The sequence below is a fragment of the Haemophilus haemolyticus genome (genome assembly GCF_003490935.1).
Lineage (GTDB): Bacteria > Pseudomonadota > Gammaproteobacteria > Enterobacterales > Pasteurellaceae > Haemophilus > Haemophilus haemolyticus_M.
On record NZ_QQGD01000003.1, the window covers coordinates 37,791 to 56,155 of the forward strand.

Sequence of the window (18,365 nt, forward strand, 5' to 3'; positions counted from 1 at the left end):
TTCTCTATCAAAATATACCTATAAATAATTATAAAAATGTTTTCTGAAAAATGCTCAAAAAAAGAACCGCACTTATGATCCAAGTCAAAAGTGCGGTTCAATTTGTCTGAGTTTTTATGATTAAAGTTTGACGACTTTCGCTTGTTTAATCATATTATCGCCCACTTCAAGAATGGTAATTTGCAAGCCATCAATTTCGCAAACCGTGCCTTCATCGGGAATTTCTTCTAAGTGTTCGAGGATTAAACCATTAAACGTGCGGGCATCTTCGGTATCCAATTCCCAGTTAAACATTTTGTTGAGATCGCGTAGGTTGGCAGAGCCATCGATAATCATGGAACCATCGGATTGTTGAGTTACTTCCTCATCTATGCTTGGGGCAGTGGAAGTGGTAAAATCACCAACGATTTCTTCCAAAATATCTTCCAACGTCACAAGGCCTTTAATATCACCGTATTCGTCCACCACTAAGCCAATGCGTTCTTTATTTGCACGGAAATTCGCAAGTTGCGTTTTTAATGGCGTGCTTTCAGGAATGAAATACACTTCATCCGCGGCACGAATTAAGGTTTCTTTGGTAAATTCATTTTTTTCAAGCAGTAAGCGGAATGCTTCACGCACGCGCAAAATGCCAAGCACTTGTTCATCAAGGCTGCCTTTGTAAAGCACCACGCGGTTATGTGCCGCATGATTGAGCTGGCGCATAATGGCTTTCCAGTCATCATCAATATCAATGCCGCCAATTTCGTTGCGTGGAACCATAATGTCATCAACGGTTACTGTTTCCATATCTAAAATAGAAAGCAACATTTGTGGATGTTGTTCATCAGGTGTGGCTTCGCCTGCTTCTGATACGATACTACGAAGTTCCTCACGGCTAATTACTTGTTTTTGCATATCGGGTTTTAGCCCGACCAGATGCATTAATGATTTGGTAAAAATATTCATCAGCCAAACTAGTGGATAGAAGATTTTAAGTAATACCGTCAAAATATGGCTGGACACAAAACCGACTTTTTCCGCGTGCATTGCAGCCACAGTTTTGGGGAAAATTTCAGAAAAGACAAGCATCACGAAAGTGAGCAAACCCGTTGCAATCGCCACGCCTGCATCACCGTATAAACGCATACCAATCATGGTCGCAATCGCCGATGCGCTGATATTCACAAGGTTATTAAAAATAAGAATAAAGCTTAACAAGGTATCTGGCTTTTCTAGCAGTTTTTCTGCTTTTTGTGCGCCTTTATTGCCTTGTTCGGATAGAAAACGAAGACGATATTTATTGAGAGAGAGTAGTCCGGTTTCTGAGCCGGAAAAATAGGCAGATAGCACTAAACAGATAATGAGAATAATAAATAAAGTACTAAGGGGAATACTGTCCAAGGGAAAATCCTTTTGTTCGTTAATCAACAAAAAGTGCGGTCATTTTTCACCGCACTTTTTACCTGTTATTTGATTTTGCTAAATCAAATGGCTACTGAAATAGCCAAGAGTGGGCAGAATGATACCTGAAATTGGCTAAATAATCATTCTTTTTCCTTATCTCCTATGCTTTCTTCATGAAATTGCCTACTCAAAAAGCCATTTTCATTTGAAATGATGAAAAACGCCTAAATTTCGGTATAATCAGCGCAATTTTTTAAGAAAAACAGGATTGTTAGCCATGTTTGAGAATTTATCGGATCGCCTTTCCAAAACTTTACGTAATATCACAGGAAAAGGCCGTTTAACGGAAGATAATATTAAAGAAACCTTACGCGAAGTGCGTATGGCATTACTTGAAGCAGATGTTGCTTTACCTGTGGTGCGTGAGTTTATCGCAAAAGTAAAAGAAAGCGCGCTTGGGGAAGAAGTCAATAAAAGTTTAACGCCGGGGCAAGAGTTCTTAAAAATCGTTCAGCGTGAGCTTGAAAAAGCCATGGGCGAAGCGAATGAGAGTTTAAATCTTGCAACTCAACCACCAGCAGTTATCTTAATGGCGGGTTTACAAGGTGCAGGTAAAACCACCAGTGTGGGTAAATTGGCAAAATTCTTGCGTGAACGCCATAAAAAGAAAGTGTTAGTGGTGTCTGCCGACGTATATCGTCCTGCTGCGATTAAGCAACTTGAAACCTTGGCTCAATCCGTTGGCGTGGATTTTTTCCCATCGGATGTTAAACAAAATCCAGTTGATATTGCTAAATCGGCGCTTGCTGATGCAAAACTGAAATTCTACGATGTGTTGATTGTGGATACGGCGGGTCGCTTACACGTTGATACAGCGATGATGGACGAAATAAAGCAAGTCCATGCAGCATTAAACCCAATCGAAACCCTTTTCACCGTAGATGCGATGACTGGTCAAGATGCGGCCAATACGGCAAAAGCCTTTAATGAAGCATTGCCGCTTACGGGGGTTATTTTGACGAAAGTGGACGGTGATGCGCGCGGTGGTGCGGCATTATCAATTCGTCAAATCACAGGTAAACCAATTAAATTCTTGGGTGTGGGTGAGAAAACAGAAGCGCTTGAGCCTTTCCATCCTGATCGTGTTGCTTCCCGTATTTTGGGCATGGGCGATGTGCTTTCCCTTATCGAAGATCTTGAACGTTCTGTAGACCGTGAAAAAGCAGAAAAAATGGCGCAGAAATTCAAGAAAGGAGATGATTTCACTTTAGATGATTTCCGCGAGCAGCTTATTGAGATGAAAAAAATGGGCGGCATGATGTCTATGCTTGAGAAATTACCGGGTGCAAAAAATTTGCCTGATCATGTTAAAAATCAAGTAGATGACAAAATGTTTATCAAAATGGAAGCGATCATTAACTCCATGACCTTAAAAGAACGTGCAAACCCAGATATTATCAAAGGATCTCGCCGTCGTCGTATTGCATTAGGCTCTGGCACTCAAGTGCAAGATGTCAATAAATTACTTAAACAATTCGATGAAATGCAACGTATGATGAAGAAAATGCGTAAAGGCGGTATGGCTAAAATGATGCGTGGAATGCAAGGCTTAATGGGCGGTGGCTTAGGCGGTCTTGGCGATTTAGGCGGAATGTTTAAACGATAATTTCAGAAGATAAAAGTGCGGTTAAAAAAGAGATATTTTTAACCGCACTTTTGTATTTTACGCTGGATTATCTATATCTTTAAATTCTACATCAAAGCCATATTCTTTCGCCAACCATTCACCTAATGCCTTGATGCCATATCGTTCTGTTGCGTGATGGCCGGCAGAGAAGAAATGTAATCCTTGCTCACGGGCAGAATGAATTGTTTGTTCTGACACTTCACCAGTAATAAATGCGTCGCAGCCTTGTTCTGCAGCAAGATCAATATAACCTTGTCCGCCACCGGTACAGATGCCAATTTTTCGGATTAAGTGCGGTCCGTTTTCAATGCAAATTAATGGTTTTCGATTTAACACTTTTTCTATTTTTTCTGCAAAGTCTTTACCTGTAATAGGTTCTTTTAATTCGCCCCAAACAGGGATACTCACGGAGCCTTTTTCTAATGGTTGTAAATTTTCAATGTCGAGCAGTTTGGCTAATTGTGCATTGTTGCCTAATTCTGGGTGCACATCTAATGGCAAATGATAGCCATATAAATTAATGTCGTTCACTAAAAGGGCTTTAATTCGCTTGCCTTTCATTCCTCGAATACAAGGGTTTTCACTTTTCCAAAAATAGCCATGATGAACCAAAATCGCATCGGCGTTTTGACTGATTGCGTAATCAATTAGAGCCTGACTCGCCGTTACGCCAGTAATGATTTTTTTGATTTCTGTTTTACCTTCGACTTGTAAGCCGTTGGGCGCATAGTCATTGATTTTATCGGAAGAAAGTTTTTGATTAATGAGTTGTTCAAGTTCGAGATTATTCATAATTGATCGTTGATTGGAAACAGGTGAGATATGGTACAAAATTCCAAAAAAAATGACTAGTGCGAAGGAGTGGGGGAATGCACTAGCCAAGTTTCATTACTATTAAATTACTATCTAGTATCTAAAACAGGATTCATTATATACATAAATTTATAGCGATCAAGGGGAAATAAGAAATTTTTTATTTTATTTAAAGTGCGGTTTAAATTTCTTACGTTTTTTAATAGTTCAATAAGTCAAATTTGTCAGTAAAGAAGGGAAGCTTGGCTTTGGTGAGAGGTGTTAATGATTGCAAGGAAAGCAAAATATTTCGTTGGGATGTGGCATCGTTGTGCTACAATTCGCAGGTTTTTTAATTTAGCAAAAAGGTTTACTTATGAAAAAATGGTTATTCATTATCGCTGGGGCATTGATTATTACAGCTTGTGCAAATAAAGATGTGTATTTTAACGGCGCAGAAGGTTCTCATTCAGGTGTTAAATTTGATAAAGATTCTCGCCAATGGGGATTGAATCAATAAAAAAGTGCGGTTATAAAGAAGCCTATCTTACAGAATTGTAGATAGGCTTTATTGTTTATATTCTTTAGTTTTCGCCCTTATTGAGGTTATTAATAAAATTTCATAGTTTTATTTTGATTTTAATAGTTCAATAATCTCTTTTAATGCCTTAATTTCATCATCTTTTTGAGCTAATAACGTATCTTTCATTGCCAGTAAACTATTTAATTTTTCATTTTCAGCTGTTAATACTTCATTAGTACCGAAATGACTGTTAGTTAAGTTATAAGAATTATCACCGCCTACCGCAAAGAAAATTGATCTATCCTTACAAGTAATTAATTCGCCCATATCAATATTAAATACATTCGCAATTTGCTGTAATTTATCTAAATTAATACTGCTTTGTCCACGTTCAATTTTTGCATAGCCATTCGGCGACATCGAAAGTTTTTCTGCCATTTCTTCTTGCGACCATTGATTGATTTCTCTCATTACGCGAATTTTATCGTGGACTTCCATTTTGTTTCCTTAAAGTGCGGTTTTAGAAAGTGTCAGATGAGTTTTTGACACTGTTCGGTTGTGGTGAAAAATTGCGGTTGAGTATAACATTTACACGAAATTTATCCAATCTTGAGGACTTTTTTATGACAATGACATTTACTAGATCATTATTAGCAACAGCCGTAATTGTGGGATTAACTGCTTGTGGTTCAGGTGGTGGTAATGGTATGAATAACAACACAACTAGTCAAGTTACAGGAAAAACGGGCGCAATGTATACCGTTTCATTAACTAATGATAATAAAATAGGGACGGTCACGAAAACACCATTAAATAGTTCTGATATTAATTCTCTGAATTTAGATAGCGCATCAACACAACGTATTAATGAAGCTATGAATAAAATTTCAGAGGAATTTAAATCAAAAACAGGATTAGATGTTGTTACTGGAGCAGCAATTGTTTCTAATGGAGAAAAGTTTCATATTATCTATAACGGTAATCCCACAGAAACAATGCCAGTACAAGGTTCAATCCATTATAAAGGTTCTGCCGTTTTAGGGGGATGGTCTGCGGATGCTCCACTCTCAATTGAAAAAGGAACCTCTCAATTTGATGTGAATTTTGCTGATAATACTTTAACTGGAACATTAAATGTTCCGAATTTTTCTCTTGTTTCCATATCAGCTAGCGTATCAGGAAATGGTTTTTCTGGTCGAGCTACATCCCCTGATGCTCCTGATGGTGCTGTTGTAGAGGGAAAATTTTATGGAAAAGATGTGCTTAGTTTATCAGGAATGTTAAAAACAAATACATTTACAGATAATTTTGGTGGGGCAGGGATCTTTAGTGCTATTGATGAAACGAAAATAACACAATAATGTTATTTATTCAGATAATGAAAAATATAATAGTCTTTTTATCACTATGTTTAATTAGTTCTAATATTTATAGTGAAACGAGAGCAATTAATTATAATTCATCTGACATAAAACAAAATCCAGCAATAATAGAAATGTTATTGCTGGATGCCATCGATGAAGACAATATTAATATAATAGAATCATTATTGATAGATTATCAGCAATTATATAATGCTAGACTTGATCTAATTGCTATTGCCAAATTTAAAATTGGTCAATACCAGTTTAATAATTATCAAAATAATGAATCTTTAAAAAATTTTCAATTAGCTAAATTAATATTTAATTTTCCGCCACTTCATTTTTACATCATAGAACAGTACCTATCCGTTTTAACAGCAAGAGATAGTTGGCAATTTTCCTTAGGTGGGAATTATTTACAAACTAAGAATGTGAATAATACGTCTAATGAGCGACATATTGAAAACACGGGTTTTGTGAAAAATGATGATATGTTGCCACAATCAGCACACGGCTTTGCTTATTATTTTGATGCTCAAAAAAATTGGAACATAGCGTGTTCGCACTATCTGCATTTTGCGAATAACCTGTATGGCAAAAATTATTGGGATAATCACGATTATGATGAGATCACCAACCGTACTTATTTAGGCTATCAATATCAAAATGCTAAATATAAATTGGTGTTAAAACCGTTTTATGAGCGTCAATGGTTGGGCGGGCATCGGTATAACTGGGCAAATGGTGCTAGAGCGGAATATAGCTTAAATCTTTCAAAAAATTGGCAGATTTCAACTGCACTTGAATTAAGTCAGCCACGTTATTTTACTCAACCAGATCGTAATGGAACAATTAAGTTAGCTTCTGTAACCTTTATTTGGCAGCCATCTGATAAAGGTTATTATTACTTAGGTTCAGATTTTATTCGCGAAACCACGCGTATAAAACAATATAGCAATGATATGAAAGCATTACGATTAGGTTGGCGGCAAAATTGGGGTTATGCAATTGCAAGTCAAATTAATGGCTCTATTGCGTTGAAACAATATAAGGATTTTGCTTCTCTTGGTGGGATTTTGCCATTAAATAAAATTCGTCGAGATAAAATCTATTCTCTGAATTTAACTTTATGGAAACAAGATTGGCAGTATTTAGGCTTCGTACCAAAAGTGCAATTCCGTTGGAAAAAACAAGAAAGTAACATTCCTTCAATATTTTCTTATTCAGAAAAATATGTGCAGATGTTAGTAGAAAAGGACTTTTAGTTATTTTATAAAAAATAAAGCGATAACTTTTAGGAGAGTTATCGCTTTTTTATTTCAGGAAAGATTATTCCACTTTCACAATCCATCCTTCAGGTGCTTCAACATCACCGAATTGGATGCCAGTGAGTTCCTCATAAAGGCGACGTGTTACTGGGCCAACTTCAGTTTCAGAATAGAATACATGGAACTTGCCTTTATGTTGGATTCCTCCAACAGGTGAAATGACCGCTGCAGTACCACAAGCGCCAGCTTCAGCAAATTGATCTAGCTGATCGATATAAACATCGCCTTCAATTGCTTCCATACCTAAACGCTCTTTTGCGATATGTAAAAGAGAGTATTTGGTAATACTTGGTAAAATTGATTCTGATTTTGGCGTGATAAATTTATTGTCTTTTGTGATCCCAAAGAAGTTTGCCGCACCGACTTCTTCAATTTTAGTGTGAGTTTTTGGATCTAAATAAATCGCATCAGCGAATTTACGTTCTGGCGTACCTTGTTCTGCCGCTAATACATGTGGCAGAAGGCTTGCAGCGTAGTTACCACCCACTTTTACGCCACCTGTTCCCATTGGTGCAGCACGATCGTATTCTGTGGTAATAAAGTTAGATGGTGTCAAACCACCTTTGAAATAGGCACCCACTGGGCAGCAGAATACAGAGAAAATAAATTCTGGCGCAGCTTTCACACCAATATTTTCACCCACACCAATTAAAAATGGACGTAAGTATAGGGTTGCTCCTGAGCCGTAAGGTCCGACCCATTCTTCGTTCGCTTTCACCACTTCTTTACATGCACGGATAAATAATTCAGTGGGCACTTGTGGCATAAGTAAACGATCTGAAGTATGTTGCATGCGCTTTGCATTTTCTTGTGGACGGAATAAGTTGATTGAGCCGTCTTTGCAACGATAAGCTTTTAAGCCTTCAAAGCATTGTTGACCGTAGTGAAGTGCGGTAGAACCTTCGTGAATATGTAAGGTATTGTCTGTGGTGAGTTTGCCTTCGTCCCATTTACCATCTTTCCAGTGAGCAATGAAACGGTAATCTGTTTTAATATAACTAAAACCAAGGTTATTCCAGTCTAAATCTTTCATTTTACTTCCTTAATATTATTTTTTTGAATGAAATGCTGTTTAATCTACACCATTCCAGAAGTGATTTAAATAATAAATTCTCGAAATTACGCAATTTTTAGCCAATTAAAAAGGAATAATGAAATTTTGGAAACAGGGCAGGAAATAAAGATATAGTTATGCTAAAATCAGGATGAAAAAAACGCCACTCAATGAGAGCAGCGTTTAACCAAATCGGTTTAATAATATACAGGAAGTAAATGAGTAACATATTTGTTACTCAAGTTCGGTTACCCGAACTATATGCAAACACAACATCATACTTAAGTCCGAAACTCATTAACTAGTAAGGAATTACCAATCATTAAGTATGGTTGTATTGTAAGGAAAAAGGGTAGAAAATAACAAATGACGTTTTTTTATTTGAAGTATTAGAAAAACTAATCCGAATTAAATCTTGTCTATTATAGACAAAAATTTTATGAATGGAAATACTTATGTATAAACGTTTGCCACCATTGAATTCGCTAAAATCTTTTGAGGCAGCTGCTCGCCATTTAAGTTTTACTAAAGCAGCAGATGAGCTTTGTGTCACACAAGCGGCAGTTAGTCATCAAATTAAATTATTAGAAGAGTTCTTAGGAATTGAATTATTTAAGCGAAAGAATCGTTCTTTAGAATTAACAGAGCTTGGAAAAGCATATTTTGTTGATATTAATAAAATTCTACGTCGTTTAAATGAAGCAACAGATCGATTATTAACGTTAAAAACGGATCCGCATTTAAATATTAGCGTGCCACAAACTTTTGGTATCCAATGGCTCGTGCCACATTTAAGTGAATTTAATCAGCTTTATCCGCAAATTGAGGTGCGTTTAACAGGCGTGGATCAAGATGAAGGCTTGTTAAATAAAGAAATTGATCTTGCTATTTATTATGGTTTGGGAAATTGGCAGAATCTTCAAGTAGATCGTCTTTGCGAAGAAAATTTATTGATTTTAGCCTCACCCGAATTGCTAGCGGAAAATCCAATTATTCAGCCTGAAGATTTAAAAAAACACACATTAATTCACATTCATACACGTGATAATTGGCAAGCGATGGCAAATCATTTACAGTTAGATGATTTAAATATTCAGCAAGGGCCGTTATTTAGCCATACATTTATGGCATTACAGGCAGCAATTCATGGGCAAGGCATTGTATTAGCTAATCGCCTATTAGCCTTGCAAGAAATTGAAAATGGCTCATTAAAAGTGGTATTACCAACCAATTTACCTGATCCGAAATCATTTTATGTGGTTAATCATCTTGATCGCCTTGATGACCAAAAAATTCAAGCATTCCGTCAGTGGATTATTAACTCAATTAAACAAGAAGAAAATGAATAAACTCGCATTATATTGTCGCCCAGGTTTTGAGAAAGAAGTTGCCGCAGAGATTACCGATCAGGCAAGTAATTTAGGTGTATTTGGTTTTGCACGAGTACAAGATAATTCGGGCTATGTCATTTTTGAATGTTATCAACCTGATGAGGCTGATCGCCTTGCCCGAGACATTCCTTTTAACCGTTTGATTTTTGCTCGTCAGATGATGGTTATTTCTGATTTATTGGAAGATTTAGATCCTGCTGATCGTATTAGTCCCATCGTGGCGGCGTTTGAAGCATTATCACAACAAGTTAATTTTACTCAATCTAGCGAGCTTTTTGTAGAAACTGCAGACACAAATGAAGCGAAGGAGCTTTCCACTTTTTGTCGTAAATTTACCGTGCCTTTACGTCAGGCATTGAAAAAACAAGGCTGGCTTTCGGCAAAGGCGAGTCAAAAGAGCGGTCAATTTTTACATTGTTTTTTTGTAAAACCGAATTGCTGCTATGTGGGATATTCTTATGTGGATAATCATTCCCCCCATTTTATGGGAATCCCTCGTTTAAAATTTCCGGCAGATGCCCCAAGTCGATCTACGTTAAAACTAGAAGAAGCTATTTTGACTTTTATTCCGCGTAAAGAAGAGCATAAACGTTTAAATGAAAATATGGTTGGCGTTGATTTAGGGGCTTGCCCTGGCGGTTGGACGTATCAATTAGTCAAACGTGGTTTATTTGTTTATGCGGTTGATCACGGAAAAATGGCAGCAAGTTTGCATGATACGGGGCGTATTGAACATTGCGCGGAAGATGGTTTTAAATTTCAGCCTCCCAAAAAGAAAAAAGTGGATTGGTTAGTCTGTGATATGGTGGAACAACCAAGTCGTATTTCTTTATTGATTGGTAAATGGTTGTTGAATGGTTGGTGCCGAGAAACGATCTTCAATTTAAAATTACCCATGAAAAAACGTTATCAGGAAGTTGTATTATGTTTAGAAAACTTGGCTGTTATGTTGGCTGAGCAGAATTTGAATTTTGAGATTCAAGCAAAACATTTATATCACGATCGTGAAGAAATCACGGTTCATATAGCATTAAAATCTTGAGTGAATTGTTTTCATAACCAAAAAGGACGTCGCGAATGAATTTACACGAATACCAAGCCAAACAACTATTTGAGCAGTATGGATTACCCGTAAAAAATGGGGCGGTCTGTCAATCTGTTGATGAGGTAGATTTGGTACTAGCTCAACTTTCAGACGATAAGTGGGCAGCGAAATGCCAAGTTCATGCGGGTGGGCGTGGTAAAGCGGGTGGCGTTAAATTGGTACAGGATGTAGAGGAAGCAAGATCTTTTGCAGAAAAATGGCTAGGACAACGTTTAGTCACTTTTCAAACGGATAAATTGGGTCAGCCAGTAAACCAGATTTATTTTGAAGAAACTTGCGATATTGATAAAGAATTTTACTTAAGTGCGGTTGTTGATCGCGCCTCTCAAAAAGTGGTGTTTATTGCTTCTCCTGCTGGTGGAATGAATATTGAAGAAGTCGCGCAAAATTCACCGCACTTACTTCACAAAATCACCATTGATCCTTTATTTGGAGAATTGCCTTATCAAGGGCGTGAATTAGCTTTTAAATTAGGGTTAAGTGGTACGCAAAACAAACAGTTTACCGATATCTTTATGGGTTTATCTCGTTTGTTTTTAGAAAAAGATTTATCTTTAGTGGAAGTCAATCCGCTTGTTCTGACTAAACAAGGCAATTTGGTTTGTCTCGACGCCAAAATATCTGTCGATGATAACGCTTTATTTCGCCATAAAGATCTCTTAGAACTTCAAGATTTAACTCAAAATGATGCCCGTGAAGCAGAAGCTGAAAAATTCCAGTTAAACTATGTGGCTTTAGAGGGCAACATTGGTTGTATGGTAAACGGGGCTGGGCTTGCAATGGGAACAATGGATATTGTGAAACTCTATGGTGGGAAGCCTGCGAATTTTCTTGATGTCGGTGGTGGTGCAACGAAAGAGCGGGTTGCTGAAGCATTCAAAATCATTTTAACCGATCCTTCAGTGAAGGTGATTTTAGTAAATATTTTTGGTGGCATTGTTCGTTGTGATTTGATTGCTGAAGGCGTGATTGCTGCAGTAAATGAAGTGGGCGTGAGAGTGCCTGTGGTTGTTCGATTAGAAGGAACAAATGCTGAAATCGGTCGCCAAATTTTAGCGGAAAGCAATGTTAATATTCTTACCGCACAGAGTTTACAACAAGCCGCAGAATTAGCCGTGAATGCAGCAAAAGGAGAACACTAATGGCGATTTTAATTGATAAAAATACCAAAGTGATTTGCCAAGGTTTTACTGGTGGACAAGGGACTTTTCATTCTGAACAAGCATTAGCCTACGGAACGCAATTAGTCGGTGGCGTATCACCAAATAAAGGTGGAACCACTCATCTTGGTTTGCATGTATTTAATACAGTTCATGAAGCTGTCGAAAATACGGGGGCTACAGCGACAGTCATTTATGTACCAGCACCATTTTGTAAAGATGCCATAATTGAAGCTATTGATGCAGGGATTAAGTTAATTGTCTGCATTACTGAGGGCATCCCTACATTGGATATGCTTAAGGTGAAACAAAAATTAAATGAAACTGGCGTTGTGATGATTGGACCAAATTGCCCAGGCGTGATTACACCTGATGAATGTAAAATTGGTATCATGCCAGGACACATATATAAAAAAGGCAAAGTGGGGATTGTTTCTCGTTCTGGTACTTTAACTTATGAAGCGGTAAAGCAAACTACAGATGAAGGCTTTGGACAATCTACTTGTGTGGGTATCGGTGGCGATCCTATTCCAGGCTCGAGTTTTATTGATATTCTTGAAAGGTTTCAACAAGATCCCGAAACAGAAGCCATTGTGATGATTGGCGAGATCGGCGGTTCCGCAGAGGAAGAAGCGGCAACCTTCATTAAAGATAAGGTCACTAAACCCGTGGTAGCTTATATTGCTGGGATTACTGCACCAAAAGGCAAACGGATGGGACATGCGGGGGCGATTATTAGTGGTGGAAAAGGCACTGCCGCAGAAAAAATTGCAGCGCTTGAGGCCGCAGGTGTGACTTGTGTAAAAAGTCTCGCTGAAATTGGTGCAGCCTTGAGAAAGGTATTAAAATAATTTCATAAAATTAACCGCACTTTAATTTGACAAGGCGTAGATTGACTCTCTACGCCTTTATTTTTATATGCTCGCCATTATAAAGTGAGCGCAAAACTGCTATAATCAGCACACACTTTTTAAGGAAGAAACACATGAGCCAATTTTTCTATATCCACCCTGAAAATCCACAAGCGCGCTTGATTAATCAAGCTGTAGAGATTTTACAAAAAGGTGGTGTGATTGTGTATCCGACGGATTCGGGATATGCCTTAGGATGTATGATGGGCGATAAATATGCAATGGATCGTATTGTAGCGATTCGTAAATTGCCTGAAGGACATAATTTTACGTTGGTGTGTAGTGATTTATCAGAGCTTTCAACTTACGCAACGGTGAGCAATACTGCGTATCGTTTGATTAAAAATAATACGCCAGGGCGTTATACTTTTATTCTTACTGCAACGAAAGAATTACCGCGCCGTTTAATGACATCAAAACGTAAAACCATTGGTTTACGCGTACCAGATAATAAGATCGCTTTAGATTTACTTTCAGCCTTAGGTGAGCCGATTTTATCTTGTTCGTTAATGTTGCCAGGCGAAGAACATACCACGCAATCTGATCCTGAGGAAATTCGAGATCGTTTGGAGCACCAAGTCGATTTAATTATTCATGGTGGATATTTAGGGCAAGAGCCTACAACAGTGGTAGATTTAACGGAAGAATCACCAGTGATTTTGCGCGAAGGAAGTGGAAGTACTGCTCCTTTTATTTAACTTATAGACGCTTGTGAAAGCGACCTTTCCATTATTTAAGGAAAACAATGAAACCTAGTCAAAAACAAACTCAAAAACAACCGCACTTTTCCAAAGATTCAGCAAAGAAAAGTGATTTTTCAGCTAAAAATGATAGACGTTCAGTGTCTCGTAGTGCACGCGCAGAAACGGCAAATTTGAAAAAAAGTGCGGTTAATTCTGACAACAAATTTTTATCTAAGCCAAAAGCGAAACCCGTTGTAAAAGCCTCGAGTCAACCTAAAGCAGAGGGCGAAAAATTACAGAAAGTTTTAGCGCGTGCTGGACAAGGCTCTCGTCGTGAAATTGAAACGATGATTGCCGCAGGTCGAGTGAGCGTAGAGGGTAAAATTGCGACTTTAGGCGATCGTATTGACGTACATTCTGGCGTAAAAGTGCGTATTGATGGTCAAATTATTAATCTTAGCCACGCACAAAAAGAAATTTGCCGTGTATTAATGTATTACAAACCTGAAGGCGAACTCTGTACTCGTAGCGATCCTGAAGGACGTGCCACAGTGTTTGAACGCTTGCCTCGTTTAACAGGTTCTCGTTGGATTGCAGTGGGGCGTTTAGATATTAATACATCGGGTTTGTTGCTTTTCACTACTGATGGTGAGTTGGCAAATCGCCTAATGCACCCAAGCCGTGAAGTGGAACGTGAATATTCGGTGCGTGTATTTGGTCAAGTTGATGATGCAATGTTGGCTCGTTTACGCAAAGGCGTTCAGCTTGAAGATGGCCCTGCCAACTTTAAAGAAATTAAATTTACAGGCGGTGTGGGTATTAACCAATGGTATGACGTAACCTTGATGGAAGGACGTAACCGTGAGGTTCGCCGTTTGTGGGAATCCCAAGGAATTCAAGTCAGTCGCTTGATTCGTATTCGTTACGGCAATATCAAACTGATGAAAGGTTTGCCTCGTGGTGGCTGGGAAGAAATGGATCTTGAAAACGTCAATTACTTGCGTGAACTTGTGGGATTACCGGCTGAAACCGAAACGAAATTAGATGTTACACAACCACGTCGTCGTCCAAAATCTGGACAAATTCGTAAAGCGGTAAAACGTTATTCTGAACTTAGCAAACGTTATAAAAAATAAGGACTTTTTTTATGAAAATGCAGCAACTGCGGTATATTGTTGAAATTGCTAACCATAATTTAAATGTAACTGAAGCGGCTAATGCGCTTTATACGTCACAACCTGGAATTAGTAAGCAAGTGCGGTTGCTGGAAGATGAATTAGGTCTAGAAATTTTTGAGCGTCATGGCAAGCATATAAAATCAATTACGCCAGCAGGAAAAAAGATTATTTCGATTGCACGCGAGTTACTTGTTAAAGCACAAGGTATCCGTGCCGTAGCCGATGAATATACTCAGCCAAATCACGGTGTATTACGTATCGCGACGACAAATACTCAGGCACGTTATATGCTGCCAAGTGTGATTGAACGTTTTTCCAAAAAATATCCTGATGTGAGTTTGCATATTCACCAAGGTTCCCCAACACAAATTCATGATGCATTAATGTCAGGTGAAGTGGATTTGGCGATTACTACCGAAGCGCCTTATTTATTTGATGATTTGGTTCAGATCCCATGCTATTGGTGGAATCGTGCAGTGATTGTTACGCCAGAACATCCACTTGCCAAAGCGAAAGAATTGACGATTGAGGAATTAGGTAAATATCCGCTTGTGACCTACACTTTTGGTTTTACAGGTGTTTCTGATTTGGATTACGCATTTAATAGCGCAGGAATTTTACCGAATATAGTCTTTACTGCTACCGATGCCGATATCATTAAGACTTATGTACGCTTAGGCTTAGGGGTGGGCATTATGGCATCTATGGCTCATACACCGTCAGATACGGATCTTGTGGCGATTGATGCCAGTCATTTGTTCCGCCCGAGTATGACGAATATTGCATTTAAATATAGCACGTTCTTACGTAATTATATGTACGATTTCATGGAATATTTTTCACCGCACTTAACTCGTAGCGTCGTAGAAAAAGCTGAGCGCTTGCGTGATAACAATTCAGTGAAAAAATTATTTGAAGGCATTGAATTGGAAACAAAATAACAAGGTATAAATGAAGTGCGGTTGAAATTTAATAAGAATTTCAACCGCACTTTTTTATACTAAAAATAGAACTGGAACAAGGTTCATCACACCGACTGTCGCGATGGAAAGTAATAATCTAGATGCGCCAAAAATAAAGCCACGATTGGTGCCATTATCAAATTTTACTAATAAGTTTGCCATCGCAGTGAGGGCATACACCTCAATGACTGTAAAAATGACGAGATAGGCATAGGCAGAAAATACGGAAAGATAACGTAAGGTGATAAACCAAGGCACGATAATTCCAATAGCCAACAGAGGGGCAACCCATGCCGCTTGTTTGAGCGTTAAATTAATTTTTCGGGAAAAATAGCTTTGTAATAGGACGGTGAGTAAGCCATTGCCAAATAATGCTATCGGCGAATGTTCAGGCATGCCAAGTTTATTGTTAAATAAAAATGGGAAAATGGCAAAGAAAGAGCTCGCAATGGCAAGAGGTAAAAAGAGCATTAAATGCACCATGAGGAATTCTTTTGTAATAATTTCTTTGATTTGTGTAAAGCGAAATTTTACCAATATTTGTAAGGTTTGAATTTGATAGAAAGGATTTACCATTAAGACGAATAATACGGCTTCCATTGAAAAACAGACCCAAATGAGCAAGTCGATATGTTCGTATTTAATAAATGGGATGACTAAAAGCGGCGCAAACATGGATGACATGGAGGTCACTTTTAGATATTTCCCTTGCAAGCGAGTTTTTTCTTTGTATTCATCTCCTGCCAACACAAGTAAACACGCTTTGGCATTGGTTCCAAATAAGCAACTACCTAAACCAAAACAAGTGGTCGCAATAAGAAGCAATAAATAATTATCTGCTGCGAGAAAGAAAATATAAGCTATCACATCTAAAAAACAGCCGAGCAACATCATTTTGGCTAAACCATAGCGATCGCCCCAAATACCGGCAAGAATGGAAAGGGCTTGGTTTGAGAAAAAGAGTAGTGATAAGGAAAAGGCAATTTCACTGTTGCTCAATCCTTTACTTTGTAGATAAATCAGAAATACCGTTTGCACAGAAAAAAAGGCAAGGGTGGAAAAGAAACGCCGAGTAAGTAAAAGTTTTTGTAAATTCATAGGGTCAAATGATAAAAAAGAAAAGCACGCGTTGAATAACGCGCGCCATGAGTTTTATAAGTGCGGTTGAAATTGATATTAAAATTTTACCGCACTTGAAAGATTAAAACAGATCGTGATATTTCACTAAATCTTTACGCTGAATAGCAAATACGCCTAGTCCGCCATTTTTAAGTTCTACCCATTCAAATGGTACATCTGGATATTGCTCAATTAAGCTCACCATGCTATTGCCCACTTCACACACCAACACGCCATTTTCGGTTAAGTAATCTGGCGCAAGTTTTAAAATTTGTTTGGTAATGTTTAAGCCATCATGGCCAGAACCTAAGGCTAACTCTGGCTCAAAATGGAATTCTTCTGGCATATCGGCGAGATCTTCTTCGTCCACATAAGGTGGATTGGTCACGATAAGATCGTATTTTTGTCCCAAAATATTTTCAAATAAGTTTGATTGAATCGGGAATACGCGATGTTCTAATTGATGGCGTGAAATATTGATCTCAGCGACATTAAGTGCATCAACCGATAAATCGACAGCATCTACTTCCGCATTCGGGAAAGCATAAGCACAAGCAATGGCAATACAACCGCTGCCTGTGCATAGATCGAGAATATGATGAGGTTCTTGCGAAATTAAATTTTCAAAACGATCTTGAATTAACGCACTAATTGGAGAACGTGGAATAATGGTTCGTTCATCAACATAAAATTCGTGACCGCAGAACCAAGCACTATTTGTTAAATATGCCACTGGTACGCGTTGTTCGATTCGGGTTAATACAAGTTGAACTAAGGTTTCTTTTTCAGATGGGGTTAATCGACTGTTAAATAATTCGGTAGGTAAATCAATGGGTAAATGTAAGCCACTTAAAACGAGTTGCAGGCTTTCATCCCAAGGATTATCGTGCCCTTGCCCGAAGTAAATATCAGAACGATTGAGAATGCTATACGTCCAACGCAGAAAATCTTGAATGGTTTGCAGTTCGTTTGCAACATTATCTTCCAAGATAGTTGCAACTAATTCTTGGTTATGTGAGGTTTCCATCGCATTTCTCCATAAAAGTGAGTAGAAAAGTTAGCATAAAATTCGGTATGAAAATTTGGCGTAGTTATACCACAGATGAGAATGTAGAACTATGATATGATACGCAAAATTTGAAATTAATGAGAAAAAATGCAAGACGAATTTGATTTATTCCGTGCGGAAACCAAAGGCATTAAGCCAATTAAACAAGATACTTTTGTTGCCCCTCGCCAAAAACGTGATCAGAAACAAATAGAATTGAAAGAATTACGAGCGAAAGAAGATACATTGTTCTATTTTTCTGATGAATATGAGCCGTTACTGAATGAGCATGATGGTGTTGTGAAATATTTACGTGATGGGGAAGATTCCCATTTATTAAAACAACTTCGTCGTGGAGATTTTTCGCCAGAATTGTTTTTAGATTTGCACGGTTTAACCCGTGAACAAGCTAAACAAGAATTAGCCGCACTTTTACTGGCTTGTGAAAATGAGCATGTTGATTGTGCCAGTATCATGACGGGCTATGGCACTTTTACATTGAAAAAACAAATTCCACGTTGGCTAGTACAACATCCTAAAGTTCGGGCATTGCATCAAGCTCCAAGAGAATGGGGCGGTGAAGCCGCCATTTTGATTTTGGTTGATTTGTAAAAAAACGTTATAAAAAATACCGCACTTTTACTGCCTGGGGCAAAGTGCGGTATTTTCTTTTA

Annotated in this window: 18 protein-coding genes; 12 read left to right on the forward strand and 6 right to left on the reverse strand. The window is 38.0% G+C overall.

Annotation, left to right across the window (positions count from 1 at the left end; all coding sequences use genetic code 11):
• Positions 1 to 120: 120 nt before the first annotated feature.
• A complete protein-coding gene (locus DV417_RS04415) occupies positions 121 to 1,383 on the reverse strand; it encodes an HlyC/CorC family transporter (RefSeq protein WP_005626318.1) in 1,263 nt (420 codons plus the stop codon).
• 280 nt (positions 1,384 to 1,663) lie between these two features.
• Between DV417_RS04415 and ffh the strand changes: the two genes are divergently transcribed.
• Entirely contained in the window at positions 1,664 to 3,052 is a 1,389-nt protein-coding gene (gene ffh, locus DV417_RS04420; RefSeq protein WP_118878781.1) for a signal recognition particle protein, read from the forward strand.
• A 57-nt stretch (positions 3,053 to 3,109) separates the two neighbouring features.
• Here the strand turns inward: ffh and DV417_RS04425 are convergent, their stop codons facing one another.
• Positions 3,110 to 3,865 (reverse strand): Nif3-like dinuclear metal center hexameric protein, encoded by a 756-nt coding sequence (locus tag DV417_RS04425; protein ID WP_118878784.1) that lies wholly within the window; start codon positions 3,863 to 3,865, stop codon positions 3,110 to 3,112.
• 376 nt (positions 3,866 to 4,241) lie between these two features.
• Here DV417_RS04425 and DV417_RS04430 point away from each other — a divergent pair, with 376 nt between their 5' ends.
• Positions 4,242 to 4,385 carry a hypothetical protein gene (locus tag DV417_RS04430; RefSeq protein WP_118812736.1) on the forward strand — a complete coding sequence of 48 codons (144 nt, stop codon included), beginning with the start codon at positions 4,242 to 4,244 and terminating at the stop codon, positions 4,383 to 4,385.
• 108 nt (positions 4,386 to 4,493) lie between these two features.
• Here DV417_RS04430 and DV417_RS04435 read toward each other — a convergent pair whose 3' ends face one another.
• On the reverse strand, positions 4,494 to 4,886 hold the full coding sequence (locus DV417_RS04435; RefSeq protein ID WP_009500050.1) for a helix-turn-helix domain-containing protein: 393 nt from the start codon (positions 4,884 to 4,886) through the stop codon (positions 4,494 to 4,496).
• 125 nt (positions 4,887 to 5,011) lie between these two features.
• On the opposite strand from DV417_RS04435, the gene DV417_RS04440 reads away from it, so the two are divergent.
• Positions 5,012 to 5,749, forward strand: a complete 738-nt coding sequence (locus DV417_RS04440; protein WP_118878786.1) for a transferrin-binding protein-like solute binding protein — start codon at positions 5,012 to 5,014, stop codon at positions 5,747 to 5,749.
• A gap of 17 nt (positions 5,750 to 5,766) precedes the next feature.
• Positions 5,767 to 7,017 carry a surface lipoprotein assembly modifier gene (locus DV417_RS04445; protein WP_118879070.1) on the forward strand — a complete coding sequence of 417 codons (1,251 nt, stop codon included), beginning with the start codon at positions 5,767 to 5,769 and terminating at the stop codon, positions 7,015 to 7,017.
• A gap of 64 nt (positions 7,018 to 7,081) precedes the next feature.
• Here DV417_RS04445 and DV417_RS04450 read toward each other — a convergent pair whose 3' ends face one another.
• On the reverse strand, positions 7,082 to 8,113 hold the full coding sequence (locus DV417_RS04450) for a branched-chain amino acid aminotransferase (RefSeq protein WP_005626306.1): 1,032 nt from the start codon (positions 8,111 to 8,113) through the stop codon (positions 7,082 to 7,084).
• Between the two features lie 476 nt (positions 8,114 to 8,589).
• Here DV417_RS04450 and DV417_RS04455 point away from each other — a divergent pair, with 476 nt between their 5' ends.
• From DV417_RS04455 to cysB, 7 genes are all read left to right on the forward strand, one after another.
• Complete coding sequence (locus DV417_RS04455) at positions 8,590 to 9,483, forward strand: transcriptional regulator GcvA (protein WP_118878788.1); 894 nt, start codon at positions 8,590 to 8,592, stop codon at positions 9,481 to 9,483.
• Positions 9,476 to 10,567: a 23S rRNA (cytidine(2498)-2'-O)-methyltransferase RlmM gene (gene rlmM, locus DV417_RS04460; RefSeq protein ID WP_118878790.1), complete on the forward strand. Its 1,092-nt coding sequence runs from the start codon at positions 9,476 to 9,478 to the stop codon at positions 10,565 to 10,567. Before DV417_RS04455 ends, rlmM begins: the two co-directional genes overlap by 8 nt.
• Before the next feature lie 35 nt (positions 10,568 to 10,602).
• The gene (gene sucC / locus DV417_RS04465) at positions 10,603 to 11,772 is read left to right on the forward strand and encodes an ADP-forming succinate--CoA ligase subunit beta (protein WP_118878792.1); all 1,170 of its coding nucleotides are present in this window, start codon (positions 10,603 to 10,605) and stop codon (positions 11,770 to 11,772) included.
• Positions 11,772 to 12,641: a succinate--CoA ligase subunit alpha gene (gene sucD, locus DV417_RS04470; protein WP_118878794.1), complete on the forward strand. Its 870-nt coding sequence runs from the start codon at positions 11,772 to 11,774 to the stop codon at positions 12,639 to 12,641. The genes sucC and sucD overlap by 1 nt, the downstream gene beginning before the upstream one ends.
• Before the next feature lie 134 nt (positions 12,642 to 12,775).
• On the forward strand, positions 12,776 to 13,399 hold the full coding sequence (locus DV417_RS04475; RefSeq protein WP_118878796.1) for an L-threonylcarbamoyladenylate synthase: 624 nt from the start codon (positions 12,776 to 12,778) through the stop codon (positions 13,397 to 13,399).
• 47 nt (positions 13,400 to 13,446) lie between these two features.
• Positions 13,447 to 14,520, forward strand: coding sequence for a 23S rRNA pseudouridine(2605) synthase RluB (gene rluB, locus DV417_RS04480; RefSeq protein WP_118878798.1), 1,074 nt, complete (start codon positions 13,447 to 13,449; stop codon positions 14,518 to 14,520).
• 11 nt (positions 14,521 to 14,531) lie between these two features.
• On the forward strand, positions 14,532 to 15,503 hold the full coding sequence (gene cysB / locus DV417_RS04485; protein WP_118878800.1) for an HTH-type transcriptional regulator CysB: 972 nt from the start codon (positions 14,532 to 14,534) through the stop codon (positions 15,501 to 15,503).
• 54 nt (positions 15,504 to 15,557) lie between these two features.
• Here cysB and DV417_RS04490 read toward each other — a convergent pair whose 3' ends face one another.
• Entirely contained in the window at positions 15,558 to 16,622 is a 1,065-nt protein-coding gene (locus DV417_RS04490; protein ID WP_118878802.1) for an MFS transporter, read from the reverse strand.
• Between the two features lie 103 nt (positions 16,623 to 16,725).
• The gene (gene prmB / locus DV417_RS04495) at positions 16,726 to 17,670 is read right to left on the reverse strand and encodes a 50S ribosomal protein L3 N(5)-glutamine methyltransferase (RefSeq protein ID WP_118878804.1); all 945 of its coding nucleotides are present in this window, start codon (positions 17,668 to 17,670) and stop codon (positions 16,726 to 16,728) included.
• A 129-nt stretch (positions 17,671 to 17,799) separates the two neighbouring features.
• Between prmB and smrB the strand changes: the two genes are divergently transcribed.
• Positions 17,800 to 18,303, forward strand: coding sequence for an endonuclease SmrB (gene smrB, locus DV417_RS04500; protein WP_118878806.1), 504 nt, complete (start codon positions 17,800 to 17,802; stop codon positions 18,301 to 18,303).
• Positions 18,304 to 18,365: the final 62 nt, after the last annotated feature.